The 25468-nt window shown below is 62.3% G+C and carries 20 protein-coding genes; 8 read left to right on the forward strand and 12 right to left on the reverse strand.

Annotated features, from left to right (window positions below; genetic code table 11):
• Nucleotides 1-10: 10 nt before the first annotated feature.
• The 3 genes from FHW75_RS21515 to fdhD all read right to left on the reverse strand — a co-directional run bounded on the left by FHW75_RS21515 (nucleotide 11) and on the right by fdhD (nucleotide 3871).
• Entirely contained in the window at nucleotides 11-493 is a 483-nt protein-coding gene (locus FHW75_RS21515; RefSeq protein ID WP_019096891.1) for a glycine zipper domain-containing protein, read from the reverse strand.
• Between the two features lie 196 nt (nucleotides 494-689).
• Nucleotides 690-3035 carry an FdhF/YdeP family oxidoreductase gene (locus tag FHW75_RS21520; RefSeq protein WP_183674523.1) on the reverse strand — a complete coding sequence of 782 codons (2346 nt, stop codon included), beginning with the start codon at nucleotides 3033-3035 and terminating at the stop codon, nucleotides 690-692.
• Between the two features lie 5 nt (nucleotides 3036-3040).
• Complete coding sequence (fdhD, locus tag FHW75_RS21525) at nucleotides 3041-3871, reverse strand: formate dehydrogenase accessory sulfurtransferase FdhD (RefSeq protein WP_016714470.1); 831 nt, start codon at nucleotides 3869-3871, stop codon at nucleotides 3041-3043.
• Between the two features lie 177 nt (nucleotides 3872-4048).
• On the opposite strand from fdhD, the gene lysM reads away from it, so the two are divergent.
• Nucleotides 4049-4489, forward strand: a complete 441-nt coding sequence (gene lysM / locus FHW75_RS21530; protein WP_019096889.1) for a peptidoglycan-binding protein LysM — start codon at nucleotides 4049-4051, stop codon at nucleotides 4487-4489.
• A 50-nt stretch (nucleotides 4490-4539) separates the two neighbouring features.
• Here the strand turns inward: lysM and yrfG are convergent, their stop codons facing one another.
• Entirely contained in the window at nucleotides 4540-5202 is a 663-nt protein-coding gene (gene yrfG / locus FHW75_RS21535; protein WP_019096888.1) for a GMP/IMP nucleotidase, read from the reverse strand.
• Nucleotides 5203-5266: 64 nt separating this feature from the next.
• On the opposite strand from yrfG, the gene nudE reads away from it, so the two are divergent.
• Together nudE and cysQ are read left to right on the forward strand one after the other, a co-directional pair.
• Nucleotides 5267-5833 (forward strand): ADP compounds hydrolase NudE, encoded by a 567-nt coding sequence (nudE, locus tag FHW75_RS21540; protein ID WP_016714473.1) that lies wholly within the window; start codon nucleotides 5267-5269, stop codon nucleotides 5831-5833.
• Complete coding sequence (gene cysQ, locus FHW75_RS21545; protein WP_019096887.1) at nucleotides 5830-6648, forward strand: 3'(2'),5'-bisphosphate nucleotidase CysQ; 819 nt, start codon at nucleotides 5830-5832, stop codon at nucleotides 6646-6648. The genes nudE and cysQ overlap by 4 nt, the downstream gene beginning before the upstream one ends.
• Before the next feature lie 112 nt (nucleotides 6649-6760).
• On the opposite strand, the gene FHW75_RS21550 is transcribed toward cysQ, so the two are convergent.
• Genes FHW75_RS21550 through rfbC form a run of 4 tightly spaced genes read right to left on the reverse strand, consistent with a single transcriptional unit; the run spans nucleotide 6761 to nucleotide 11021 of the window.
• Nucleotides 6761-7216, reverse strand: coding sequence for a YiiD C-terminal domain-containing protein (locus FHW75_RS21550; RefSeq protein ID WP_019096886.1), 456 nt, complete (start codon nucleotides 7214-7216; stop codon nucleotides 6761-6763).
• A complete protein-coding gene (locus FHW75_RS21555) occupies nucleotides 7216-8622 on the reverse strand; it encodes a sigma-54 dependent transcriptional regulator (RefSeq protein ID WP_016714476.1) in 1407 nt (468 codons plus the stop codon). The genes FHW75_RS21550 and FHW75_RS21555 overlap by 1 nt, the downstream gene beginning before the upstream one ends.
• Complete coding sequence (locus FHW75_RS21560; RefSeq protein WP_019096885.1) at nucleotides 8619-10433, reverse strand: ATP-binding protein; 1815 nt, start codon at nucleotides 10431-10433, stop codon at nucleotides 8619-8621. Before FHW75_RS21560 ends, FHW75_RS21555 begins: the two co-directional genes overlap by 4 nt.
• Before the next feature lie 42 nt (nucleotides 10434-10475).
• Entirely contained in the window at nucleotides 10476-11021 is a 546-nt protein-coding gene (rfbC, locus tag FHW75_RS21565; protein ID WP_019096884.1) for a dTDP-4-dehydrorhamnose 3,5-epimerase, read from the reverse strand.
• A 278-nt stretch (nucleotides 11022-11299) separates the two neighbouring features.
• On the opposite strand from rfbC, the gene aguA reads away from it, so the two are divergent.
• Both aguA and FHW75_RS21575 read left to right on the forward strand, forming a co-directional pair.
• Nucleotides 11300-12406, forward strand: a complete 1107-nt coding sequence (gene aguA / locus FHW75_RS21570) for an agmatine deiminase (RefSeq protein WP_019096883.1) — start codon at nucleotides 11300-11302, stop codon at nucleotides 12404-12406.
• A 205-nt stretch (nucleotides 12407-12611) separates the two neighbouring features.
• Entirely contained in the window at nucleotides 12612-12809 is a 198-nt protein-coding gene (locus FHW75_RS21575; RefSeq protein ID WP_019096882.1) for a hypothetical protein, read from the forward strand.
• A 68-nt stretch (nucleotides 12810-12877) separates the two neighbouring features.
• Here the strand turns inward: FHW75_RS21575 and FHW75_RS21580 are convergent, their stop codons facing one another.
• Complete coding sequence (locus FHW75_RS21580) at nucleotides 12878-14953, reverse strand: TonB-dependent siderophore receptor (RefSeq protein WP_027610169.1); 2076 nt, start codon at nucleotides 14951-14953, stop codon at nucleotides 12878-12880.
• A 476-nt stretch (nucleotides 14954-15429) separates the two neighbouring features.
• On the opposite strand from FHW75_RS21580, the gene FHW75_RS21585 reads away from it, so the two are divergent.
• The gene (locus FHW75_RS21585) at nucleotides 15430-16749 is read left to right on the forward strand and encodes an OprD family porin (RefSeq protein ID WP_016714482.1); all 1320 of its coding nucleotides are present in this window, start codon (nucleotides 15430-15432) and stop codon (nucleotides 16747-16749) included.
• 29 nt (nucleotides 16750-16778) lie between these two features.
• Here FHW75_RS21585 and FHW75_RS21590 read toward each other — a convergent pair whose 3' ends face one another.
• The 3 genes from FHW75_RS21590 to FHW75_RS21600 all read right to left on the reverse strand — a co-directional run bounded on the left by FHW75_RS21590 (nucleotide 16779) and on the right by FHW75_RS21600 (nucleotide 20675).
• Nucleotides 16779-18446 (reverse strand): FMN-binding glutamate synthase family protein, encoded by a 1668-nt coding sequence (locus FHW75_RS21590; RefSeq protein ID WP_016714483.1) that lies wholly within the window; start codon nucleotides 18444-18446, stop codon nucleotides 16779-16781.
• Between the two features lie 137 nt (nucleotides 18447-18583).
• Nucleotides 18584-19951 (reverse strand): ATP-binding protein, encoded by a 1368-nt coding sequence (locus FHW75_RS21595; RefSeq protein ID WP_183674526.1) that lies wholly within the window; start codon nucleotides 19949-19951, stop codon nucleotides 18584-18586.
• Between the two features lies 1 nt (nucleotide 19952).
• Nucleotides 19953-20675: a response regulator gene (locus FHW75_RS21600; RefSeq protein ID WP_019096879.1), complete on the reverse strand. Its 723-nt coding sequence runs from the start codon at nucleotides 20673-20675 to the stop codon at nucleotides 19953-19955.
• Between the two features lie 140 nt (nucleotides 20676-20815).
• On the opposite strand from FHW75_RS21600, the gene FHW75_RS21605 reads away from it, so the two are divergent.
• Together FHW75_RS21605 and FHW75_RS21610 are read left to right on the forward strand one after the other, a co-directional pair.
• The gene (locus FHW75_RS21605; protein WP_183674529.1) at nucleotides 20816-23113 is read left to right on the forward strand and encodes a TonB-dependent siderophore receptor; all 2298 of its coding nucleotides are present in this window, start codon (nucleotides 20816-20818) and stop codon (nucleotides 23111-23113) included.
• Nucleotides 23114-23494: 381 nt separating this feature from the next.
• A complete protein-coding gene (locus FHW75_RS21610) occupies nucleotides 23495-25105 on the forward strand; it encodes a sensor domain-containing diguanylate cyclase (RefSeq protein WP_183674532.1) in 1611 nt (536 codons plus the stop codon).
• The last annotated feature ends 363 nt before the right edge of the window (nucleotides 25106-25468 follow it).

The following is a 25468-nucleotide window of genomic DNA, read 5'->3' on the forward strand; positions in this document are numbered from 1 at the left end:
CCCTCAGGCATTAGTCGCGCCAGTGGCGCTTGTGCTTGCGGTGGCCGTAGTGGTGCCCACGGTCCCAGTGGCGACGGTCGTCGTCGTAGCCACGACGGTAACGGCGGCCATCGTGGTAGTCGTCCCTGTCGGCCTCCTTGCCCATGTAGTTACCCAGTGCGCCACCGGCACCACCGCCGGCTGCTGCGCCAATGTAGCTACCGGTGGTGCCGCCCACCGAGCGCCCCACCACGTTACCGCCTGCAGCGCCCAGTGCGCCGCCGATAGCGGCCTCACCGCGCTGGCGCTTGTCGGCGCCCAAGGCACCGCCGGCTGCGCCGCCAAGACCGGCACCAATGGCGCCACCGGTGCTACCACCGATGGAGTTGCCCACCACTGAGCCCAGTACCCCACCCAATGCGCCGCCAATGCCGGCCTCGGTGGTGCCGCCTGCCATGGCCACGCCGCTGAGCAAGCTAAAAGACAACAACAGAATCGAGGAGTACTTCTTCATCAAGAGAGCCTCATAAGGATGACGAGGCGAATGTGAGGCTATCGAGCGTGGCTGGCAATGGAAATCCGACGAGTAACACGAGTTGTACACAATTCTCTAAGTTACTGTATTTGCTGTGAAACTTTATCGATTTTCGGGTGTCTGAGATGTTTATGACAAAGCCCTGAGCCGTTACGGAACAGGGCTTTTTTCGTTTTTACAGGATACGCCCGTCGTCCAGCGCCCGCTCCAGTTTGATGGCGATGAACTTCGAGGTTGGCGTATGGCTGCCATCGCCAATACTCTCCAGCGGCACCAGCGGGTTCACCTCGGGGTAGTACGCCGCCGCCTGTCCGGCCGGGATATCGAAGGCCAGCAGGGTGAAGCCCTGCACCCGGCGCACATGCCCATCCCCCCACAACGAGACGATGTCCACTTTCTGCCCCGGCTGGAAGCCCAGGCGGATGATGTCGGCTTCGTTGGCAAACAGCACCTCGCGCTGGCCGCGCACACCACGATAGCGGTCGTCCAGGCCGTAGATGGTGGTGTTGTACTGATCGTGCGAACGCATCGATTGCATGATTAGATCCGGCAGTTGGCCGCTGGCGCGCACGCGCTCGTCGAGCAACGTATCCGGCAGCAGGTTGGCCTTGAAGTTGGCGCGGCCGGTGCTGGTCTTCCACTCGCGGCTGGCGGCGCTGTTACCCAGGTAGAATCCGCCGGGGTGTTGCAGGCGCTGGTTGAAATGACTGAAGCCCGCGATGGTATCGCCGATCAGGTCGCGAATACGGTCGTAGTCGGCCACCAACCAGTGCCAGTCCACCGGTTGCTTGCCCAAGGTGGCAGCGGCAATGCCGGCTACCACTGCCGGTTCCGAGCGCATCTGTGAGGACAGAGGCTTCAGTTGCCCGTTTGAGGCATGGACCATGCTGAACGAGTCTTCCACCGTGACAGCCTGCGGCCCGTCGGCTTGCAGGTCGATGTCGGTGCGGCCAAGGCACGGCAGGATCAGCGCCTGCTTGCCATGCACCAGGTGGCTGCGGTTGAGCTTGGTGCTGATGTGCACGGTCAGTTCGCAATTACGCAGCGCCTGGGCGGTACGTTCGGTGTCTGGCGTGGCTTGGGCGAAGTTGCCGCCAAGACCGATGAATACCTTGGATCGGCCATCCAGCATGGCGTGGATCGCTTCGACGGTGTTGTGGCCGTTGTGCCGCGGTACGGGGAAGCCGAAGCGTTTCTCGATGGCATCCAGCAGCGCGACCGGTGGGCGTTCGTTGATGCCCATGGTGCGGTCACCCTGCACGTTGCTGTGCCCGCGTACCGGGCACAGGCCTGCGCCTGGTGCGCCAATGTTGCCGCGCAGCATCTGCAGGTTGACGATTTCCTGGATGGTCGGCACCGAGTGGCGGTGCTGGGTGATGCCCATCGCCCAGCACATGATCACCCGTTTGCCGCGGCAGTACATGCGCGCAGCCAGCTCGATATCCGCCAGTGTCAGGCCAGACTGTGCCTGGATGTGTTCCCATGGTGTGGCATCCACCACTGCCAGGTACTCGTCGACGCCATGGCCATGTTCAGCGATGAACGCGTGATCGAACACGGCCGGTTCGCCGTTGGCCTGGGCCTCGCGTTCCCACTGCAGGACGAACTTGGCCATGCCGCGCAGCATTGCCATGTCGCCGCCCAGCGCCGGGCGGAAGAAGGCGGTGTTGGTCGGCCGGTCGCTGTTGGTGAGCATCTCCAGCGGGTTCTGCGGGTGCTGGAAGCGCTCAAGGCCACGTTCCTTGAGCGGGTTGATACACACCACCTGGGCGCCACGCTTAACCGCATCGCGCAGCGGGTCGAGCATGCGTGGGTGGTTGGTGCCAGGGTTCTGGCCCCAGACGAAAATCGCATCAGCATGCTCGAAGTCGTCGAAGGTGACGGTGCCCTTGCCGACCCCGACGCTCTGCCCCAGGGCAACGCCACTGGCTTCGTGGCACATGTTCGAGCAGTCGGGGAAGTTGTTGGTGCCGTAAGCACGCACGAAAAGCTGGTACAGGTAGGCCGCTTCGTTGCTGGCGCGCCCCGAGGTATAGAACTCGGCCTGGTCAGGGGTGGCCAGTTTGTTCAGCTCGCGGGCGATCAGGGCGAAGGCAGCATCCCAGCTGATGGGTTGGTAGCGATCGCTGGGGGCGTCGTAGACCATTGGCTCGGTCAAACGGCCTTGGTATTCCAGCCAGTAGTCGCTCTGTTGTAGCAGCGACGTGACGCTATAGCGGGCAAAGAAGGCCGCATCCACGCGGCGCTTGGTCGCCTCCCAGTTCACTGCCTTGGCGCCGTTTTCGCAGAACTTGACCATGCCGCTTTCCGGCGAGTCGCCCCAGGCGCAGCCGGGGCAGTCGAAGCCGCCATTTTGGTTGGTTTTGAGCAGGGCGCGAATGTTCTTTAGCGCGTTGTCGCTGCCGACCCAGGCCTTGGCCACGCTACGCAGTGCACCCCAGCCACCGGCGGGGCCGTGGTAGGGCTTGTAGCGAGGGTTGGAGGCTGGGGCGTTGTCCGGAAGGGGCTGGTACGAGGTCACGGCTGTTACGACTCCGCCGCTGGGCTGTAGACCCGCGGTGCGCTGTGCTTGGGCAAATGGATGAGGTTGAGGTTGTGCTTGCGCGCCCATTGCAGGGCAAGGCCGGTGGGCGCCGACAGGCTGACCAGGGTCTGGATGCCGGCACGCAGCACCTTCTGGATCAGCTCCAGGCTGCAGCGGCTGGTGACGATGGCCAGGCCGCCCTGGCTGTCGATGCCTTGGCGCAGCAGTGCGCCGATCAGCTTGTCGAGGGCGTTGTGCCGGCCGATGTCTTCGCGGCCGAGCAGCAATTCGCCATGGCGGTCCATGAACAGCGCTGCATGTACGGCGCCGCAATGCTGGCCCAACGGCTGGAAGGCATCGATACGCTCACGCAGGCCGGCCAGCCACTGGGCCGGGGGCAAGGGCGCACCGGGCAGTACGGCCAGGTCCGGCAGGGCCTGCTCCAGCGCTTCGACCCCACACAGGCCGCAACCACTGGTGCCGGCCAGTTGGCGGCGCTGGTTTTTCAGGTTCCAGAAGGCCCGGCTGGAGATTTCCAGGTCGGCATACATCGCCGAACCGCTGCCAGAGAGCTTCAGGTCGTAGATTTCTGCCGTGCCTTCGACAATGCCGCTGCCAACGCTGAAACCGACGGCAAAGTCTTCCAGGTCGGTGGGGCTGACCAGCATCACTGCCTGGTTGAGGCCGTTGTAGACGATGGCCAAGGCTACTTCTTCGGCCAGCGGCGTGCTGTCACGTTTGGCGTCACTGAGCTGAACGTAATCGTAGGTGTTGCTGGCGGCGGGCATGGACAAGGGCGATGAGGCCGCGCAGACCGGAGGTTTGCTGTTCATCGGGGGTGTTGAATACCGGCGGCTTTCTGATAGCACAAGCCTAGGCTTGCGGGCCGGCGGCGTCTAATCGCTAGGGTCTATGCCGTGATAGACCGCGTCGATTGGTCGCACAGGGGCGGGAGTGGAAAAGCTGGCCTAGACTCGTGTGTCCGAGGTTTCGTCAACAAGGAGAACGCAATGAGCCTGTTCAGTTTCGTGAAGGAAGCCGGCGAGAAGTTGATCGACCTGCTGACCCCCGGTAATGCCAATGCCGAGGATCAGCTCAAAGAGCACGTGGCCAAGGTTGGCCTGGGCAACCCGAACATCAGTGCCACTGTAGAGGGTGACAAGATTATCCTCAAGGGTGAGGTGGCCAGCCAGGAGGAGAAGGAGAAGATCATTCTGGCGGCGGGCAATATCAATGGAGTAGCCAGTGTGGAGGACCAGATTACCGTGACCGGGCCGGTGGTGGCGGCGGCCAGGTTCGTTACGGTGAAGAAGGGCGACACGCTGTCGGCCATCTCGGTGGTGGTTTACGGCAATGCCAACCAGTACAACAAGATTTTCGAGGCCAATAAGCCGATGCTCAAGCACCCGGACAAAATCTATCCGGGGCAGGTGCTGCGTATTCCTGAGTGATTTCTACTGCCTGTGAGGGCCTGTTCGCGGGCTTGCCCCCCAAGAGGCCCTCACAGGCCGACCAACAATTCCCGGTAATCCTCGACCGCTGCAAATTCCTCGGTATCCCGCGGCCCAGCCTGGCTATCCGGCTGGCGTACCGCCAACAAATGCCCCACACCAAACCGCCGCGCACTGCGCAAAATCGCCAGCGTGTCATCGATGAAAAGGCTGCGCGCCGGCTCAAAACCGATATCCGCCTGCAACGCATCCCAGAACTGCGGGCTCTCTTTCGGGTAGCCATAATCGTGCGAGCTGATCAGCCGCTCGAAATACGGCGCCAGCTCTACCCGCTCCAGTTTCAGCGACAAAGAATCACGATGCGCATTGGTAATCATCACCACCCGCTTGCCGGCTTGGCGAATCGCCGCCAGGAAAGTGTCGGCATCCGGCCGCAGGGCAATCAGGTCGGCGATTTCCTGCTTCAGCTCGCGAATCGGCAGGCGCAACTCGCGGCTCCAGAAGTCCAGGCAATACCAGTTCAGCGTGCCGGCATTGCGTTCGAACAGCGGCTGCAGCTCCATTTCCGCCATGGCCCGGCTTACTCCGTGCAGCTCGGCATAGCGTTGGGGCAGGTGCTCCAGCCAGAAGCGGTTGTCGTAGTGCAGGTCGAGCAGGGTGCCGTCCATGTCCAGCAGGACGGTATCGATGGCAGACCAGGGAAGAACAGGCATGGGAAACTCTCGTTCAGTCGGCAAGCCACGGTATAGTAACCCGTTCACGCCAAGGAGCCGCCCCATGCGCCAGAAACCCACCGTCCTCAGCCGCGAAATCGTCGCCAGCAGCCGCCTGTTCCGCGTCGAAGCCGTGCAATTGCGCTTCAGCAATGGCAATGAGCGTACCTACGAGCGTTTGGTAGGCCGGGGCAACGGCTACGGGGCGGTGATGATTGTGGCCATGCTCGACGCCGAACACGCCGTGCTGGTGGAGGAGTACTGTGGCGGCACCGATGAATACGAGCTGTCGTTGCCCAAAGGCCTGATCGAACCGGGCGAAGACGTGCTGGCGGCCGCCGACCGGGAGCTCAAGGAAGAAGCCGGTTTTGGCGCACGTCAGCTGGAGCATCTGACCGAGCTGTCGCTGTCGCCGGGCTACATGAGCCAGAAGATCCAGGTGGTGTTGGCCAGCGACCTGTACGAAGAACGCCTGGAAGGCGACGAGCCAGAGCCGATGCGGGTCGACAAGGTCAACCTGCGCGAGCTGTCGGCATTCGCCATGCACCCGCAGTTCACCGAAGGACGCGCCTTGGCGGCGCTGTACCTGGCGCGTGACCTGCTGATTCAGCGGGGGCTGCTGGAGCTATGAACGACCTGCAACTGATGCATGAAGTGGTCAAGCTGGCGCTGATGGCGGGCGAGGCGATCCTGCCGTTCTGGCGTGCCGATGTTGCGGTTACCAACAAGGCTGATGACTCGCCGGTAACCGCCGCCGATCTGGCAGCGCACCGGGTAATTGCCGATGGCCTGTTGGCGCTGGCCCCGCACATTCCGGTGTTGTCCGAAGAAGACTGCAACATTCCGCTGGCCGAGCGCCAGGGCTGGAGCCGCTGGTGGCTGGTCGACCCGCTGGACGGCACCAAGGAATTCATCGCGGGCAGTGAGGAGTTCACGGTCAACATCGCCTTGGTTGAAAACAGCGAGGTGGTGTTTGGCGTGGTGTCGATGCCGACCAATGGGCGCTGCTACTTTGGTGGGCGCGGTTTGGGGGCTTGGCGTGCGGAGGCCGGTGAGGTTGCCCAGCCTATTCAGGTGCGCAACGCACCGGCACAGGGCGAGCGCTTTACCGTGGTGGCCAGCCGTCGGCATTCCAGCCCGGAGCAGGAGGCGCTGTTGGCCGGGCTGGGTGCCGCTGTGGGTGAACTCGAGTTGGCCAATATTGGCAGCTCGTTGAAATTCTGCCTGTTGGCTGAGGGCAGCGCCGATTGTTATCCGCGCCTGGCGCCGACGTCGCAGTGGGATACTGCTGCGGCGCAGGGGGTGGTGGAAGGGGCTGGCGGCGAAGTGATCGGGTTGGATGGCTTGCCGTTCCGCTACCCGGCGCGGGATTCGCTGCTGAATCCGTATTTCCTGGCATTGCCGGCCAATGCTACGTGGCGCCAGGCCTTCCTGAAGCTGATCTGACGCGTATCACCCTACCCTGTAGGAGCGGGTTCACCCGCGAAGAATCCAGCGCAGTGCACGGCACCGGCTTCGCCGGTGTTCGCGGGTAAACCCGCTCCCAAAGGGATCCGCGTTAGCGGTGCAACACGTACTGGCCGCTGAATTTCACGGCAGGCTCGTCACTGCCGACATTGCTCACCGTGGTCTCCAGCGTCAACCGCGCCCGCCCGCGACGCTGGTACATGTTCACGAACCGCTCCCAGGTTTTCTCATCCGGCGCCGTGCAGCGCGCCACCGCTGCGCCGGTAACCGGCAGCGGGTAACTGATCTGCCCCTCCTGGATGACGATATGCCCGTCATCGATCCCCAGCTCACGTAGGCGCAGGTGCAGCCAGCCCCAACCCGCCAGCACCGCGGCGCAGTACAAGCTGCCGCCGAACATGGTGCTCTTGTGGTTGACGTTGGCCGCCAGTGGCAATTGCAGGCGCAGGGTGTGCTGCTGCCAGTCGAGTACTTCCAGCCCCATTTCGCGGGTCAGGGGGATGTCGCCGTGCAGGACGGACTGCAGGTATTGGCTATCGGTGTTCATCAACGGTTATCCTCATGGTCGTCATGCCCGCCGCTGCCGCCGTCAAAGCTCAAACCGTGCTTGCGCAGCTTGTCGTGCAGGGTCTTGCGGGGGATGCCCAGCGCCTCGGCCAGGCTGCGCATGGAGCTGTGTGGCTGGGCCAGTTCGGCAGCGATCAGCGAGCGTTCGAACTGCTCGACCTGTTCGCTCAGGTTGCCAATCAGCGCTGGTGCTGCGGGTACTGCTGCCGGTGGCGCCTGACCGTCCAGGGCCAGTTCCAGGCCAAGGGCGAAGCGTTCGGCCGCGTTCTGCAGCTCGCGTACATTGCCTGGCCAGTCGTGGCGCAGCAGCACGGCGCGCTGGGCTGGTTGCAGGGTGTGCGGTGGCAGGCCATGACGCTGGCTGGCAGCGTCGGCGAAGTGCTGGAACAGCACCAGAATGTCGTCGCCGCGTTCGCGCAGCGGTGGAATACGCAGCGGTGCCACGTTCAGGCGGTAGTACAGGTCAGCGCGGAAGCGGCCTTGGTCGGCAGACTGGCGCAGGTCTTCCTTGGTCGCGGCGATGATGCGGATGTCCAGCGGGATCAACTGGTTGCCGCCCAGGCGTTCGACTACCCGCTCTTGCAGCATGCGCAGCAGCTTTACCTGCACATCCAGGCTCATGCTCTCGATTTCGTCGAGGAACAGCGTGCCGCCGTTGGCAAACTCGAACTTGCCGATGCGGCGTTTCTGCGCGCCGGTGAATGCGCCCGGCTCATGGCCGAACAGTTCGCTCTCGACCACCGACTCGGCCAGCGCGCCGGCATTGATTGCCACGAACGGCCCCTCGCGGCGGCTGGACAGATCGTGCAGGGCGCGGGCCACTACTTCCTTGCCTGCGCCGGTTTCACCCAAAATCAGCACATCGGCGCGGGTACCGGCCAAGGCGCCGATTTGTTCGCGCAGGCGCAGCATGGATGGCGAATGGCCTACCAGCCGGGTGGCCAGTTGCTGGCGGTCGCTCAGCGCCAGGCGCAGGCTGCGGTTGTCCAGCACCAGGCGGCGCAGCGCCAGGGCGCGGCGTACGCTGTCGAGCAGGGCGTCTGTGGCAAAGGGTTTTTCCAGAAAGTCATAAGCCCCGGCGCGCATCGCCTGCACCGCCAGCGGTACATCGCCGTGGCCGGTAATCAGCAGCACCGGTAGCTCACTGTCGCGGCCATGCAATTGCTCCAGCAGTTGCAAGCCATCGATGCCGGGCATGCGAATGTCGCTGACCACCACGCCGGGCCAATCGGCCTCGATACGGTCGGCCAGGCCTTGGGCATCGGCCAGGGCGACCACCTTGAGGCCGGCCAGGTCCAGGGTCTGGCTCAGTGCCTGGCGCAGGTGCGGGTCATCGTCGACCAGGATGACCTGGGCTCGGTTGTCGATCAGTGTCTCGGTGGTCATGCCGAGGTGTCCTCCGAATTGGGCAAAGTAGCGCCAGGCGCGGCCACGCGCAGCTGCAAGGTCAGCAGCGCGCCCCCTTCCGGGTGGTTGGCCAGCAGCAGTTCACCGCCCAGGGCACGCATCAGGCTTTCACAGATGGCCAGGCCCAGGCCCAGGCCCTGGGTGCGGGTCTTGGTGGTGAAGAATGGCTCCTTGGCGTGCTCCAGGGCCTGGCGGCTGAAGCCAGGGCCGTTGTCGCGGATGTACAGGTAGACGCAGTCATCGCGTTGCTCGGCACTTAGCCACAAGCGGCGCGGGTTGGCTTTTTCGGTCAGGGCGTCGAGGGCGTTGGCCAGCAGGTTGCCCAATACCTGACGCAGGCGGGTTTCGCCGGCTTGTACCCACAAGGTGGCCTCGGGCAGGTCGCGGATCAGTTCCACGGCCATGGCCCGGCGGCGCTTGGCCAGCAGCGCCAGGGCATCGTCCAGAGCAGGCTGCAGGGCTACGCTCTCCGGGGCGTGCCGGTCGCGGCGGGCGAAGGCACGCAGGTGGGCGATGATCGAGGCCATACGCCCAGTCAGTTCGCCAATCAGCTTGAGGTTGTCGCGGGCGTCTTCGGTGCGTTGGTGGTCGAGCAGGATCTCGGCGTTTTCCGCGTAGCTGCGAATGGCCGCCAATGGCTGGTTCAGCTCATGGCTGATGCTGGCCGACATGGTGCCGAGAACCGACAGCTTGCCGGCCTGCACCAGTTCGTCCTGGGCACGCACCGCTTCCTGCTGGGCGTTCTCGCGCTCCAGCACGGCGCTTTTGAGGCGGGAGTTGAGGCCTTCGAGGTCGGCCGTACGTTCGGCCACACGCTTTTCCAGCTGCTGGCGGCCACGGGCCTCGAAGTCGATACGGTCGATGTAGTGGCGGCGCCGCTGCATCACCAGCCCGGCCAACAGCATCACCACCAGCAGGGTGCCTGCGCCGATGGCCATTACCGTCTGTACCGAACGGTCGACCAGTAGGCGAGGGGCGAGAATGCTCACTTGCCAGCCGGTTTCCTTGATATCGCGGGTCTGGGTGATCCAGGCGTCCGGGTTGAGCACCAGCGGTTGCGGTGCCTGGGTCGGGTAGGGCTGGATGGCGATGATGGCCTGGCGTTCGGCTTCGGTCAGCACACGGGTAGCGCGGAAGCGCCAGTCAGGCCGCGAGGTGAGGATGACCACGCCATTGTGGTCGGTCAGCAACAGCTGCTCGGGGGTGCGGCCCCAGAGGGTCTCGGTGTGGTCGAGGTCAACCTTCACCACCAGTACGCCAACGACACGCTCACGGTCCCGCACGGCGGCGGCAAAGAAGTAGCCGCGTTTGGCCGAGGTGGTGCCCTGGCCGAAAAAACGACCCAAGTGGCCGGCCATGGCTTCGTTGAAGTAGGGGCGGAAGGCGAAATTGCGGCCGACGAAGCTGTCGTGCTTGTCCCAGTTGGAGGCGGCCAGGGTGTTGCCGCTGATGTCCATCAGGTACATCACCTCGGCGCCGGTCTGCTGCACGATGTCCTTGAGCAGGCGGTTGGCGTTGGTTACTGCTTCCAGGCGGAACGGGTCGGCCAGTACACCCCGCAGCGCCGGCAGGTCGCCAAGGATTTGTGGCAGGGTCTCATAACGGTGCAGGGTACCGAGCAGGTTGGCGACGTACAGGTCGAGGGTCTGGCGGTTCTGCGAGGCCAGTTCATCCTGGTAGTAACGCTCGGCCAGGTGATGCAGGGGCCACAGGAGCGGGGTCAGACACAGGGCCAACAAGGCCAGGCTGCGCCAGCGGGGACGGCGTGGGGGCGTGGGTTTTGCAATCATCACGTAAATGCGCCAGAAAAGTCTGGCGCAATTATGCGCTAGTTAAGGCAGCAGTTCCGCCTCTGCCAGTGGCAGGCCGACCTTGTCCTTGTCTGATAACACCGGCGGTTGCTGCAGCCCCCAGTTGATTGCCAATTGTGGGTCGTCCCAGCGGATGCAGCGGTCGGCGTCCGGGTTGTAGTAGTCGGTGGTCTTGTAGAGAAACTCGGCCGACTCGCTCATTACTGCAAAGCCATGGGCGAAGCCGGGTGGAATCCACAGTTGACGGTGATTGTCGGCCGACAGATGCACGGCGACCCATTGGCCGAACGTTGGCGAGCTTTTGCGCACGTCCACGGCGATATCACGGATTTCCCCCTGCACTACGCGCACCAGTTTGCCTTGGGTGTTTTTTACCTGGTAATGCAGCCCGCGCAGTACGCCCTTGATGGAGCGTGAGTGGTTGTCCTGGACGAATTCGGCATTCACTCCGGTTTGCCGTGCGAACTCACGCGCGTTGAATGCTTCGAAGAAAAAACCACGGCTGTCACCGAAAACCTTCGGCTCGATGATCAGTACTTCAGGGATTGCAGTAGGAATGATGTTCATAGCGGCTCGCTGGCCCGTTGCCCAAGTATTGACCCTAGTCGGCCCCGCCGGATTTTTCCGCCGGGAGCTGTAACAGGATGCATAAGGTGTGGCTATGGTAGACGTCAGGCTGTTATCGGCACCAGACAAGGGCAAATTAGGTTCGATTGTTATCGATACAAATTTGTCATTTCAGCGGAAATGTCCCGACTGCCGGGCTTTAAATGTCGATATATATCGGTTATAAATTCACAAACGCCCCAGCACAGTCCGGCTCAGGGCCATTACAGAGGTCACCCATGAAAACCCTCAACACCACGCCCCGTGCCGATGGTTTCCACATGCCCGCCGAATGGGCCCCGCAAACCCAGGTGTGGATGGTCTGGCCGGAGCGCCCGGACAACTGGCGCTTGGGCGGTAAGCCTGCCCAGGCAGCCCACGTCACCTTGGCCAAGGCCATTGCCCGCTTCGAGCCTGTGACCGTGGCAGCCTCTGCCGGCCAGTACGAAAATGCCCGCCGCCAGCTCGACCAGCCGAACATTCGTGTGGTTGAAATCAGCAACGATGACGCCTGGGTGCGTGATACCGGCCCGACCTTCGTCATCAACGACCAGGGTGAGGTGCGTGGTGTGGACTGGGGCTTCAATGCCTGGGGCGGCTTCGATGGCGGCCTGTATGCACCCTGGAACCGTGACGAGGAACTGGCCGCCAAAGTGCTGGAGATGGAGCGCTGCCAGCGCTACCACACCGAAGGCTTCGTGCTTGAGGGCGGCTCGATTCACGTGGACGGCGAAGGCACCGTGATCACCACCGAGGAATGCCTGCTCAACCGTAACCGCAACCCGCACCTGAACCGCGAGCAGATCGAAGCGGTGCTGCGCGACCAGCTGGCGGTCGACACTGTGGTGTGGCTGCCGGATGGCCTGTACAACGATGAAACCGACGGCCACGTCGACAACTTCTGCTGTTACGTGCGCCCAGGTGAAGTGTTACTGGCCTGGACCGATGATTCCAACGACCCCAACTATGCGCGCTGCCACGCGGCCATGGAGGTGTTGAAGAACACCCGTGACGCCAAGGGCCGTGAGTTCATCGTGCATAAAATGCCGATTCCAGGCCCGCTGTTCGCCACGGCTGAAGAATGTGCCGGTGTCGATCACGTGGCTGGCAGCCAGGAGCGTGACCCGTCGGTGCGCCTGGCCGGTTCGTATGTGAACTTCCTGATCGTCAACGGGGGCATCATCGCGCCAAGCTTCGATGACCCGGCAGATGCCGAAGCCAGGGCGATCCTGGCGAAGATCTTCCCCGACCACGAGGTGGTGATGATCCCGGGTCGTGAGCTGTTGTTGGGCGGTGGCAACATTCACTGCCTGACCCAGCAGCAGCCGGCGCCGGTCAAGCGCTGAGCGCGGCGCGAATGAAGAGGCCCGTCATGTACGGGCCTTTTTTTCGGGCGACGTTCGGAGGTCCGTGCTGGCATAGGTTTTGTATTGTTTTCAAATGGATAGCCAAATGGATAGCCAAACGGATAGCCCGGCCAGGCCGCGCTCTCGGAGCTGTAACAATACTTACGTAAATTTGCCGTTCACGGGCCAGGGAGTACGTGTAGAAATGAACGCAGCAAGTGAGTCGGCATTGCGCCCATCGGCAGTGAATCACCAATCGCTCAAGCGGGTTGCGAAGTGGTTGAAGCACCATGGAAGCAACAAGGTCAGGACGACCGACCCACAACGGCTGCTTGCAGGGCGCTACCCCCAGGGGCTGATCAGCGATGCAGAAATGCAGGCGTTGATGGGGGTGTGGCACTGATCGATCGCTTAAACCTGTGCCGGCCTCTTCGCGGGCGCGCCCGCGAAGAGGCCGGCACAGGTTTAAGATCAGAAGCTGTAACTACCCGTCACCACCAGGCTGCGTGGATCCCCCACCATGATCTGCGCAGCACTGGTCGCCGAGCTGTAGTAGGTCTTGTCGGCAATGTTGCTCAACGCCGCCCGCACATCCCAGTCATGGGTGCGGTACCCCGCCAGCGCATCCCAGCGGCCATACCCCGGCAGCACCGTGGTGTTCTGGTTGTCCGCGTAACGTTCACCCACCAACGTCAGCCCGGTTTCGGCATACCAGCCCAGTTCCGGTTTCCAGGTGATGAACAGGCTGCCATTGCGCTTGGCCACATCGTTGATGCGGTTTCCTTCCTGGCCGTTGTTGTCCTTGACGATGATGGCGTCCTGCAGGCCGATGCCGCCGCGTACATACCAGTTGCCGGCGATGTTGCCGGTGGCGGTCAACTCGATGCCGCGTGAACGCTGCAAGCCGCTGAGCAGGATGTTGTTAGGGTTTTCCGGATCGCGGGTGCGGCGGTTGTACAGTTCCAGCTCGTAGACGGCCAGGGTGGTGGTCAGGCGTTGGTCGAGCCAGTCGCTTTTCACCCCGATTTCTTTCTGGCGAGTCTCTTCCGGCTTGGCGTCGTTGCCGTTGCCCGGTGCATTCGGGGTGATGCCGATCAGGCCGCCGCCCACCGGCGAGAAGGTCTTGCTCCACGAGGCGTAGAACGAATGGTCACGCCATGGCGTGTAGACCACGCCCAGGCGCGGGCTGGTGCCGTTGCTGTCCTGCGGTTCGCTTATGCCATCCTTGTTGGTGGTTTTCACGTCGAACCGGTCGAAGCGCACGCCAGCCAGGATTTGCCATTGATCGTTCAGACGGATCTGGTCTTGCAGGTAAAGGCCACGGCTATCGACCACGGTGTGGTTGTCACTCGACAGCACCAGCTTGCCATTGTGCTGCTGGTTGCTGCCGGGTTTGCCCAAGCCCGGAAGTGGCTGACTACCGGCGGTATACAGCACCGGGTCACGCTTCTGGTTACCGATCTCCAGGCCCAGCAGCAACTTGTGCTCCAGCCCCAAGGTATCGAAGTCGCCCTCAGCCTCCAGGTTGTTGAACAGGTTGCGGGTATTCAGGTCCTGCTGCCAGCGCTGGCGGGTCAGGATATGGGTGCCGGGGTTGTAGCCCGTGACATAGGTGTTGTCGAACTCACTGTCGAGCTTGAACAGACCCAGGGTGTGGCGCAGCTGCCAGGTTTCGTTCAGCTGGTAGTTCAGGCGTGAGCGCAGGGACTGGGCGCGGTCATCGATGTAGTCGCGCTGGTCGCCGTACGTGGTACCGCGGCTGACGTCGGCCGGGCGACCGTTGACCCCGGGGATGCCACGGTCGGGCGTGCGGTTGTACCGGCTGTATTCGTACTGCACCAGCCAGTTCAGGTCGGGGTTGATCTGCCAGCTGATCGACGGGGCGAACAGCTGGCGGCTGCCGTCGATCCCGTCGCGGAAGCTGTTGTTGTCCTGGTTGCCCATGTTCAGGCGCAGGCTGACGGTGTCGCTGGGGTCGGTGCTGAGGTCGGCATACAGGCTGCGCAGGTCTTCGCTGCCGGCCTGTGCTTCGATGGTCGAGCGGCGGCCAGGTTCTGGCGCCTTGCTGACCCGGTTGACGATACCGCCCTGGCTGCCACGGCCATACAGCACTGCCGCTGGCCCTTTCAGTACCTCGACCCGCTCGATGTTGTGCAGGTCGCGGATGTACTGGCTGTCGTCGCGAATGCCGTCCAGGTAGAAGTCGTTGCTGGCCTCGAAGCCACGAATGCGCACGCTGTCGAAACGGGTGTCGGCGCCACTGCTGACGTTGGGGATGCCTTCCAGCGCCTTGCCCAGGGTGTTACTGCCGTAGTCCAGCACGTTGGCGGTTTTCACCGTGTCGATTGCCTGAGGCACGTAACGCACTGGCGTTGAGGTTCGGGTGGCGGTGCTTACCTCTTTGACACGCGGGTTGTCCTTCTCGCGCTCGCTGTCGGCGGTAACCGACGACTCCGGCAGCGTGGTGGTGGCGGCACTGGCCAGGCTGGCGCTGAACAGCAGCGACAGGCCAAGCGTGAGGGAGGAAAGGCGGCAGGGTACAAGCATGGGCACATCCGGACCGGGCAGGTGAAAAAAGAGGTGCGAATGGTAATGCTTGCTATTTGCTCTTGCTTGGGTATTTGTAAAGGCTTGTCTTTACATATGTGTCTTTTTGTAACGGGTTCCTCTGCTGCGAAATCACCCTTCGCAGGGAATTTGTCCGTTCGATCAAAAGGCCTTTTCCGGCACAAGATAAATTGCCCACTGATAGCGCAAAGAGGCGTGAAAATGCACCAGACCTACCGGTCATTTTGGTTATATCAACCTGCATTTCACGAGTTTTTGACATTTGTAATCGCACACGGCTAGGATTCGGCCAACGCCTGCTGGCCATGATCTTGGCCAAGCTGCTGCCAAGGGCCGCCGTGTACTTACCGGCAGGCCCGCCAGGCTGGATCCGCATAGCGTCGAACCTACGAAGGGGCGTTGGTTCCTGGCGTCATAGTGCAGAGCGTTTTTGATTAAGAAATAAGGAAAACAACATGTTGAAAACCAGGATCAGCCTGGTCGCCCTGGCGATGATCGCCGCGACCCAGGCACAGGCCAATGACCAGGCCGACAGCAAGGGCTTCATCGAGGACAGCCACGCCAACGTCCTTCTGCGCAACGCCTACATCAACCGCGACAAGAAGCACGGCACCGACGACCAGATCGAATGGGGCCAGGCGTTCATCGGCACCTTCAACTCCGGTTTCACCCAGGGCACCGTTGGCGTCGGCGTCGATGCATTCGGCCTGTACGCTGTTCGCCTTGATGGCGGCAAAGGCCACAACGGTGGCGGCGGCGTCGACTTCTTCAAGCCGCACGAAACCACCAACGCCGAAGGCAACGCCAGCTCGCCGCACAACCTGGCCCGCGCCGGTGCAGCAGTGAAATTCCGCATCTCCAACACCGTGCTGAAGTACGGTGACCAGATGCCGGCCCTGCCAGTGCTGCAATACGACGACGCGCGTCTGCTGCCAGAAAGCTTCACCGGTACCCTGATCACCTCCAAAGAGATCCAGGGCCTGGAACTGAACGCCGGTCGCTTCACCCAGGAAGCGCGCAAAAGTGCCGAGCGCCGTGACGGTGGTGGCCTGAAGTCGATCAACGTCTTCGGTGGTAGCTACAAGTTCACCGACAACTTCACCGCTTCGCTGTACACCGCCGACAACGAAGACGTGATGAAGAAGCACTACCTGGGCTTGAACTACGTCTTCCCGATTGCCAGCGACCAGTCCCTGACCCTGGACTTCAACGGCTACAAGTCGGACATCGACAAGCAGTACGTCCAGGCTGCCGGCCTGAACGGCGACTCCAACACCATCTGGAGCCTGGCTGCCACTTACGCGTACGGTGCACACTCGTTCACCCTCGCCCACCAGCGCAGCACCGGCAGCACTGGCTACAACTACGGCTTCTACCAGAACGCCGGTGGCGTGGGTGACGGTGGTTCGACCATCTACCTGGCCAACTCGTACTGGTCTGACTTCAACGCCGAAGACGAGCGCTCCTGGCAGCTGGGCTATGGCCTGGACTTCGGTGCCTACGGCATCCCGGGTCTGACCTACAAGCTGGCCTACGTCGTGGGTGACAACATCAACACCCGCAACGTCGCCAACCCGCAGGGCTTCGGCGAAGGTAAAGAGCGCGAGATCTTCAACCAGATCCGTTACGTGGTGCAGGACGGCCCGGCCAAGGACCTGTCCATCAAGCTGCGTAGCTCGTTCGTGCGTACCAACAACGCCGTGCAGCAGAACGGTTACAACGACGACGGCAACGAAGTCCGCGTATTCGTTGAATACCCGATCAGCATCTTCTGATCCTGTTCTGATGTATCAACAGCCCTGGCTTATGCCGGGGCTGTTTCTTTCCGCCGCACGGGTTTTGCCACTGCGGACATCACGTCTGCACTTTCTGGTGCAAAACTGTCACTGCGTGCCATCTGCCACATCCGCGCATAGAACTCGCTTTCAATCGAGCCACTGAGCAATTCGCCCGGCTTGAGGAAGGTGTGCAGGTCCGAGAAAAGCCCGATTTCGCTGGAGCTGATGCGCCGTGCCAGGTGCTTGGGCTTGAGCTCCGAGGGGTGTTCCAGCCCTGCCGCAGCCAGCATTTCGGCCAGTGCATGCAGTGTGTTGCGGTGGAAGCTGGCTACCCGTTCGGCCTTGTCTGGCACCACCAGGGCGCGCTGGCGCAGCGGGTCTTGCGTGGCCACGCCGGTCGGGCATTTGTTGGTGTGGCAGCTCTGCGACTGGATGCAACCAATGGCGAACATGAAGCCACGTGCTGAATTGACCCAGTCCGCACCGATGGCCAGTACGCTGGCGATGTCGAAGGCACTGACGATCTTGCCCGCCGCACCAATGCGAATGCTGGAGCGCAGGTTCAGGCCGACCAGGGTGTTGTGCACGAACATCAGGCCTTCACGCATGGGCACGCCCATATTGTCGCTGAACTCGCGAGGTGCCGCGCCGGTACCGCCTTCCTTGCCATCCACGACGATGAAGTCCGGGGTGATGCCGGTGGCCAGCATGGCCTTGGCGATGCCCATGAATTCCCACGGGTGGCCCAGGCAAAACTTGAAGCCAACGGGTTTGCCACCCGACAGCTCACGCAGGCTGGCAACGAACTGCAGCAATTCCACTGGTGTGCGGAAGGCGCTGTGCGCTGCCGGCGAGATGCAGTCCTCGCCTACGCGCACACCACGGGTTTCGGCAATTTCGGGGCTGACCTTGTGCCCTGGCAAGATGCCGCCGTGGCCTGGTTTGGCACCTTGGCTGAGCTTGATCTCGATCATCTTCACTTGCGGCGAGCGGGCTTGTTCGGCGAAGCGTCGAGGGTCGAAGCGGCCGTCCTCGGTGCGGCAACCGAAGTAGCCGCTGCCGATCTCCCAGATCAGATCACCGCCATGTTCGCGGTGGTACGGGCTGATGCTGCCTTCGCCGGTGTCATGGGCAAAACGGCCCATGCGCGCACCCCGGTTAAGGGCGGCGATGGCGTTGGCGCTGAGTGCGCCGAAGCTCATGGCCGAGATGTTGAAGATCGAGGCCGAGTAAGGCAGGCGGCATTGCGGCCCGCCAATGGCGATGCGGAACGATGCCGGGTCTGGCGTAGCCACTGGCAGCATGGAATGGCTGATGAACTCGAAGCCGGGCTTGTAGGCGTCGTTGAGCGTGCCGAAGGCTTTCTCGGCGCTTTCGTTCTTGGCGCGGGCGTACACCAGCGAGCGCTGCGAGCGGGAGAACGGCAGTTTGTCGTCGTCACCCTCGATCAGGTACTGGCGGATTTCCGGGCGGATGGTTTCGATCAGGTAGCGGATGTTGCCCAGAATCGGGTAGTTGCGGCGCACGGCGTGGTGGCTCTGGCGCAGGTCGTTCAGCCCGACCAGGCTGAGCAGTGCGGTGATCAGCGTTAGTGGCCAGAGCCAGGCATGCTGGGGCAGCAGTGGCAGGCTGGCGAAGGTGAACAACAGGCAGATGGCGAGGCAGGCGTAGCGGCTGGGCAGAGAGTGTTTCATGGGTCCATCGCAGTCAGGATGACCGGGCATAGGATAGGCAAAGGCGGGCAGGGGAAAACCTGGGTAATCGGTAAAAGACTGTTACCTGATTGCGTATTCCAGAGCGTTCGCGGTCCCCTGTAAGACCGCGTCTGCCTTTAGATGGGCAGCAGTATGCTGACCCGCAACCCACCGCCTTCACGATTTGCCAGCATCAGCTCCCCCCCATGGCTGTTGGCAATCCGTTGGGCAATGCTCAACCCCAACCCATACCCACCGGATGCCTGGTTACGCGACCCTTCACCGCGCACGAACGGGTCGGTGATGGTCGCTAGCAGCGCTGGCGCAATCCCTGGCCCACGGTCATCGATATGGATGAACACCCCCGTGGTAGCCCGTTCCAGTGTGACCGAAACGTCCTTGGCGTATCGCAGTGCATTCACCAACAAGTTCTGCAGGCAGCGCTGCAGCAGCAGGGCATCGAGTTGTGAATGACCCGCTTGGCCATGCACCGGTAGCGGTTCTTCAGGGGTAGCCAGTTCGGCGCACTGGCGTGCCACCAGCCGGTCCAGGTCCACTTGCTGCAGGTTCAACTGCTCCCCTGCGCGCAGGTAGTCGAGTACCTGGCCGATCATGTCGTCCATCTGCGTTATGTTCTGCCGCAGACGCTGTCGGTGCTCATCGTCGGGCAGGCGCTCCAGGCGCAGGCGCATGCGGGTCAGCGGGGTACGCAGGTCGTGAGACACGGCGGCCAGGAAATAGGCCTTGTCGTTGACCATGGCAATCAGGCGTTGCTGCATGGCATTGAAGGCCTGTGCAGCCTGGCGCACTTCCTCCGGGCCATCCAGTGCCAAAGGCGCTTGCTCAAGGTTGCTACCCAGGCCACGTGCGGCATCGGCCAAGCGCCGCAAGGGGCGCAAGCACAGGCGTACGGCTATCAGGCACACCAGCAACACCGCGACGATGCGCAGTGCATACACCCGCAACAGGTAATCGCTGATCAGCACCCAGGCCGACTCGCCGCTCCAGCCTTGCAGTTCCTGGCCATCGATGGTCAGCCAATGGCCGTCTGCCAACGGCACCGCGAACTGGATATGCGCCTGGGCCGTGCGCAGCCCGAACAGGCTGCGCCAGACGATTGGCTGGCCCAGCTCATCGGTAAGCTGCACCTTCATCAGGCGCACGTCCTGAGCATGCCCCAGTTCGTATTTGAGGGCCTGATGCAGCAACAGCTCCACACGCCTGCGCCCGCGGCGCTCGTCATGCGCTGGTGTGGGCAAGGTTTCGCTGCAACGCAGGTGGTAGTGGGGGGGGACCTGCAACGTGCCAGCGGGGCAGTCGGCCTGGGCAATGAGCGGTGCACTGCGTGCGGCGATCAACCGAATGGGGGCTTCGAGTACCTGGGCGAAACGCACATCGAACCAGATACTGCTCGACATCAGCTGGATCACCAACGTACCGCTGACCATGATCAGCAGCAGTTGGCCAAACAAGGTACGTGGCCACAGGCGGCGAAGCCAGCGCATGTCAGGCATCCGCCACGTTACTGGCGATACTCAGCAGGTAGCCTTCATTGCGGATGGTGAGTATTTGCGCGGCACCTGTCGGTGCACGGCGCAGGTGTTGGCGCAGGCGGCTGACGCACATGTCCACCGAGCGGTCATCGGGCAGGTGGTCGCGGCCGAACGCACTGCGGGTCAGCTGGTCGCGCGAAACCACCCGGTTGTTGGCTTCCAGCAGTTCGCGCAGCACGCGGTAGTCGGAGCGTGGCAGGGTCAGGGTTTCGCCGTCGGGGCGGGTGAGCAGGCGCTTCACATGTTCCAGCCGGAAGCCCGCGAACAGTTGGGCATCGACCACGGCAGGCGCTTCGACAGAGGGCTCCAGCCGTTGCGGGCGCCGCAGCACGGCCTTGATCCGGGCGATCAGCTCACGCGGCTCGAAAGGCTTGGCCAGGTAGTCGTCGGCGCCTACTTCCAGGCCGATGATGCGGTCCAGGGTGCTGCCCTTGGCCGACAGCATGATCACCGCCAGCCCCGGGGTGGCTTGCAACTGGCGGCACAAGCTAAGGCCGTCTTCGCCCGGCAGCATCAGGTCGAGCACCACCAGCTCCACTTTGTGCCGGGCCAGCTGGTCGCGCATTTGCTCGCCGTCGACAGCCGCCAGCACGTTGTAGCCGGCATCGGTCAGGTAATCACAAAGAAGTTCGCGGATCTCGTCGTCATCGTCGACAACCAGCAGGGTCGTGCTCATGCGGAAAAACACCTGTTTGGTGAGGGCCTGTGGCGCTCGTTACCTTCAATTACATCCCCGTACATGTCGGGTCTGGAGCCCGGAGGGCCGATCCCTAGAATCCTAACAAAAAATCATCTGCAAATACGAAGCCTTCCCAAATGAATCCCATGAGCATCCCGCAAGCTTTCACCCCCATCAGCCGAAGCGGCAGCCGCATCAAGCCGCTGGCCTTCTTCGTCGCCGTCGCCATTAGCGGTGGTGCCATGGCGGCCGACAGTAAACCCTTGGAGCTGGACGCCACACAAATCGAAGACAGCGCCCTACTGCCCGCCGACGATGCCGGCCAGCTGGGCTATACGGTCGAAAGCACCCGCAGCTCCACCGGCCTGGCGCTGACGCCGCGACAAACGCCACAGTCGGTCACCACCATCACCCGCCAGCAGATGGATGACCGCGACATCCACACCATCGAGCAAGCGCTGGAAACCACGCCGGGTGTAACGGCCAACAAGTCCGAAGTGGGTGGGCGTACCGACTACCGTGCCCGTGGTTACTCGATCAGCAACTGGAAGGTCGATGGCCTGCAGACCCAGGGCGGCTCCGACTTCAGCGGCAGCGGCAACGCGCTGAACATGGACCTGTACGAGCGCATCGACATCGTGCGCGGCGCCAACGGCCTGCTGGGCGGCACCGGCGACCCCTCGGCCACCGTCAACCTGATCCGCAAGGCCCCCACCAAAACCTTCGGCGGCAGCGCCTACGCCACCTACGGCAGTTGGGACAAACGCCGCCTGGGCGCCGACCTCAACCTGCCGCTGTCCGAAGACGGTCGCCTGCGTTCGCGCTTCGTGATGACCCAGCAGGACGCCAACTCGTTCCGCGACAACCAGTCCGAGCGTTCCCGCGCCGCACTGGCCAACTTCGAATTCGACCTGGACGACGCCACCACCCTCGGTGCCGGCTACCAGTACGAGTACAACAAGGTGGTAGGCGGCGGCTGGGGCGCAAACATCCCGATCTGGTACCGCGACGGCAGCAAGACCGACCTGCCACGCAGCACCAACGTGGTACCCAGCTGGAGCTTTGGCGAGTACACCACCCGCACCGCGTTCGGTTCGCTGGAACACCGCTTCGACAACGACTGGACACTGGACCTGAAAGCCGCCCAGGCCACTACCGAAGCCCTGAACCACCGTGGCCTGGCCAAGGTCAACTCGGCCGGACGCGGCACCTATGGCGGCTACTGGGACCAGGACGGCAGCGGCGCCGTGCTCAACGGCCTGCACAGCTCCAGCGACACCACCCAGCAGTCGGCCCAGATCGACCTGTCCGGCCCGTTCCAGCTGTTCGGCCGCACCCATCAGGCCATGGTCGGCTACAACGACACCCGCACCGTGGGCTGGTCGCCGGAGTACACCTGCACCATGGTTGGCGGCGGCACGGCCAGCGCGCCTGCATTGGGCTGCCAGTTCCGCGCCAACAATGGCTTCCCGCTGACCGACTGGCGCAATGGCGTGGATGACGACTACGACATCATCGCCTCACGCACTGGCCGCCACAGCAAGACCACCACGCGCTTGCAGGGCATGTACGCTGCCACCCGCCTGAGCATCACCGACCCGCTGTCGGTGATCGTCGGCGTGCGCACCAGCAACTACTCCTCTGTCACCCGCAGCGTGGCCGGTGCACGTAGCAGCCAGGAAGAAAACGGCATCGTCACCCCCTACCTGGGTGCGGTGTACGACCTCAACGACAACTACTCGCTGTACGCCAGCTATACCGACATCTTCACCCCGCAAACGTCTGAAACCAGCAGCGGCAGCAAGGTGGAGCCGATTCGTGGTCAAAGCTACGAAACCGGTATCAAGGGCGAGTGGTTCGACGGCCGCCTGAACGCCTCGGCGGCGTACTTCCGCACCAAGCAGGAAAACAAGGCGGTGCTGGACGGCGACCTGACCACCCCGACCGGTGGCAACGCCTACAAGGCCGGTTCCGGCCAGGAAACCGACGGTATCGACCTGGAAGTCGCGGGCGCCCTGACCCCCAACTGGAACGTGTATGCCGGCTACACCTACCTGCACTTGCGCCGCGTCGACAGCGACGGTCGCAGTGATCCATCGCACCTGTTCAAGGCCTCGACCACCTACCGCCTCAGCGGCCCGCTCGACCGCCTGACCCTGGGTGCCGGTGTGACCGCGCAAACCAACATCCGCGCCATCTCCAGCCCGGCTGGCCAGCCCACCAATGGTGTGAGCAACGGTGCTACCGACGTGAACTGGTCCGGTTATGCCATCTGGAATGCCATGGCCAAGTACCAGCTGACCGACGACACCAGCGTCAGCGTTAACGCCAACAACCTGTTCGACAAGCACTACTACACCCAGTACGGGTTCTATGCCGGGGCGATTTATGGTGACCCGCGTAACCTGTCGTTGACCGTTAGTACGGCGTTCTGATCAATACTGCCTAGGGCTGCTTCGCAGTCCATCGCCGGCAAGCCGAATGCATGGGAGCAGCTTTCTTGTGCTGCTTGTGCCGGCTTCTTCGCGGGTAAACCCGCTTCCACAGGGTCAGTGCTTACCTCAAGGCATGCGCAATCCCTGTGGGAGCAACTGTCTTGCACAAAATCTGAAAGCTGGCGCGATCACTGTGGGCGGGCTTGTCCCGCGAACACCGGCAAAGCCCTGTATCCGGGCAACCTCTTTTAGCCACCCTGCTGGTAAGTAGACGTTCTGCCAATACACTGAGGTGAATGTTTTACAATCTTGCGAGCCCCGCCTTGGTGGGGGTATCGCAGGGTCGATGATGCACCTTGCTGTATCGCAAAAGGAGTTGCCTTGGAGCACCATTCAACCGGCAGGCACGGCGTGAGCTACGCGTCGGCGCAGCGGCGGCAACGCAGGGACATCCCTTCCATCATGCGCCGGGTGACGCTGGGCGTAGTGCTCGTCTGGTTGGCATTTGTGGCAAGCCTGGGCGTGTGGATAGCGCAGCACCTTACGGCAGAAGAGCTTAAAAACCTGGCGGCAGGCGCCGAATACGAAGCCCAGATAACGGGGCGTGTCGTAGACCGTCTGTTCACCGAGATGGCCAGTGTGGCCAATATGGTGGCCCGCCAGAGCGAGGTCATCCAGCTCGCTGCCCGGTATCGCGATGATCCACCCGGTTTCGCGGCACTCACGCGTGAAGAGCGCGCTTCGAATTTCACCCGTGACCCTTTGGTTCGAAGCGTAGGTGATTTCATGGACCGATTGTCCAGCGATCTCCACTATGCCCGCATCTACATGAACAACCTTTCAGACGATACGGTGACGGCCAGTAACTGGGCGGAGTCGTTCAGCATTGTTGGCCAGATCTATACGGGCAGGGCTTACCTCATCGATGCACTGCGCACTGGCAGTGGTGCCATGTTCGGCATCGCCCGCCTGAACAAGACACCCTCCTATTTCGTAGCCAGCCGCATTGACGGTGCCGATGGCAAGCCACTTGGCTCTGTCACGGTCAAGTTCGATGCCCCGGACATTGCCCTTTATCTCACGGGGCGTCACACAGCCTTGATTGTAAACCGCCAGGGGCGTGTGACTACCGCGTCCAGCGAGCGGTTCATGCTGCGCAACGTGGCGGCGCTGCTGCCGCCTGATATGCCCAAGGCTGTGGATGGCGACGAAGAGCCGGGCGAGCCTATGGATATCCGCCCAATGACCGGAGCGGCTCAGGCCGATCAATGGCTCATTGACGGGCAGCCTTACCTGGTGAGGCGCCAGCCCCTGAACGACGCGCACTATCAGTTGCTGACGTTGGCAACGCTTGACCACCTTCAGCCGATGCGCCAGCAGTACTACTGGACCGCGGCATCTGTGGCAGCGCTGGGGTTAATTCTGATCTTGCTCTCCAGCCGTGTGACCGCGCAGATGTTGATGCGCCGCCAGGAAGAACGCTATGCGGCAAACTATGACGCGCTGACCGGCTTGAAGAACCGGCGTGCAATTCTGGCGGCCTTGCATCGGTATTTCGCGCTGGCGAAACGAACGGGGCAGGGGGTGTTGGTGGCATTTATCGACCTCGACGAATTCAAGGCGATCAACGACACCTACGGGCATGAGGTGGGGGACCAGTTCCTGATCGAAGGCAGCCGACGACTTCAGGGCGGGTTGCGGGCGACGGATGAGCTTGGGCGCTGGGGTGGTGACGAATTCGTTGTGATCGGGTTGACGGCTTCCGTGCATCCAGGCGAGATGGCGCAAACTGTCTCAGCCATGCGTCGACGGCTGGCGCCGCTGCTGATTGGTAGCTACGAATTTGATGAATGCCGTTTCGATTATTCCGGCGCGAGCATTGGTATTACGAGTGTCGACCCTTCTGCGACATCGCTGCAAGCAGCGCTCAAAGCGGCGGATCAGTTGATGTATGCCGATAAAGAGGTGCGGCGGGGGTTGCGGGGGGCTTGAGAGTAGAGCGGGGTTCCTTAGCTTTTGAAAGCTAACATGGAACCTGGAAGGTGCGGCACCAGGAATCGAAACATGAGACAACTTATTGATTTTTATAAGTATTATTAGGTTCGATTCAAAAATCTATCGCTAAAAATACCCTTACGAATCAGTAATCTCGCGAAGGGGGCAGGTCTCGCCTGCGTTGGGGGGGTGAGATTTATTAGCTGCTGCGGCTCAGCTTCAACTGTCCATGCGGAATTGCCGAAATAAGTTGGCCATCTCTGAATGGCTGCTGATTTTTTACTTATTAATTTTGGGATCTATTAGGCGATAGCTTGTGAGCTTGTTTAGAGAGGATGCTCTGCATTAAACTCACAGCTA

This window comes from Pseudomonas sp. OG7, from assembly GCF_014192825.1.
GTDB lineage: Bacteria > Pseudomonadota > Gammaproteobacteria > Pseudomonadales > Pseudomonadaceae > Aquipseudomonas > Aquipseudomonas monteilii.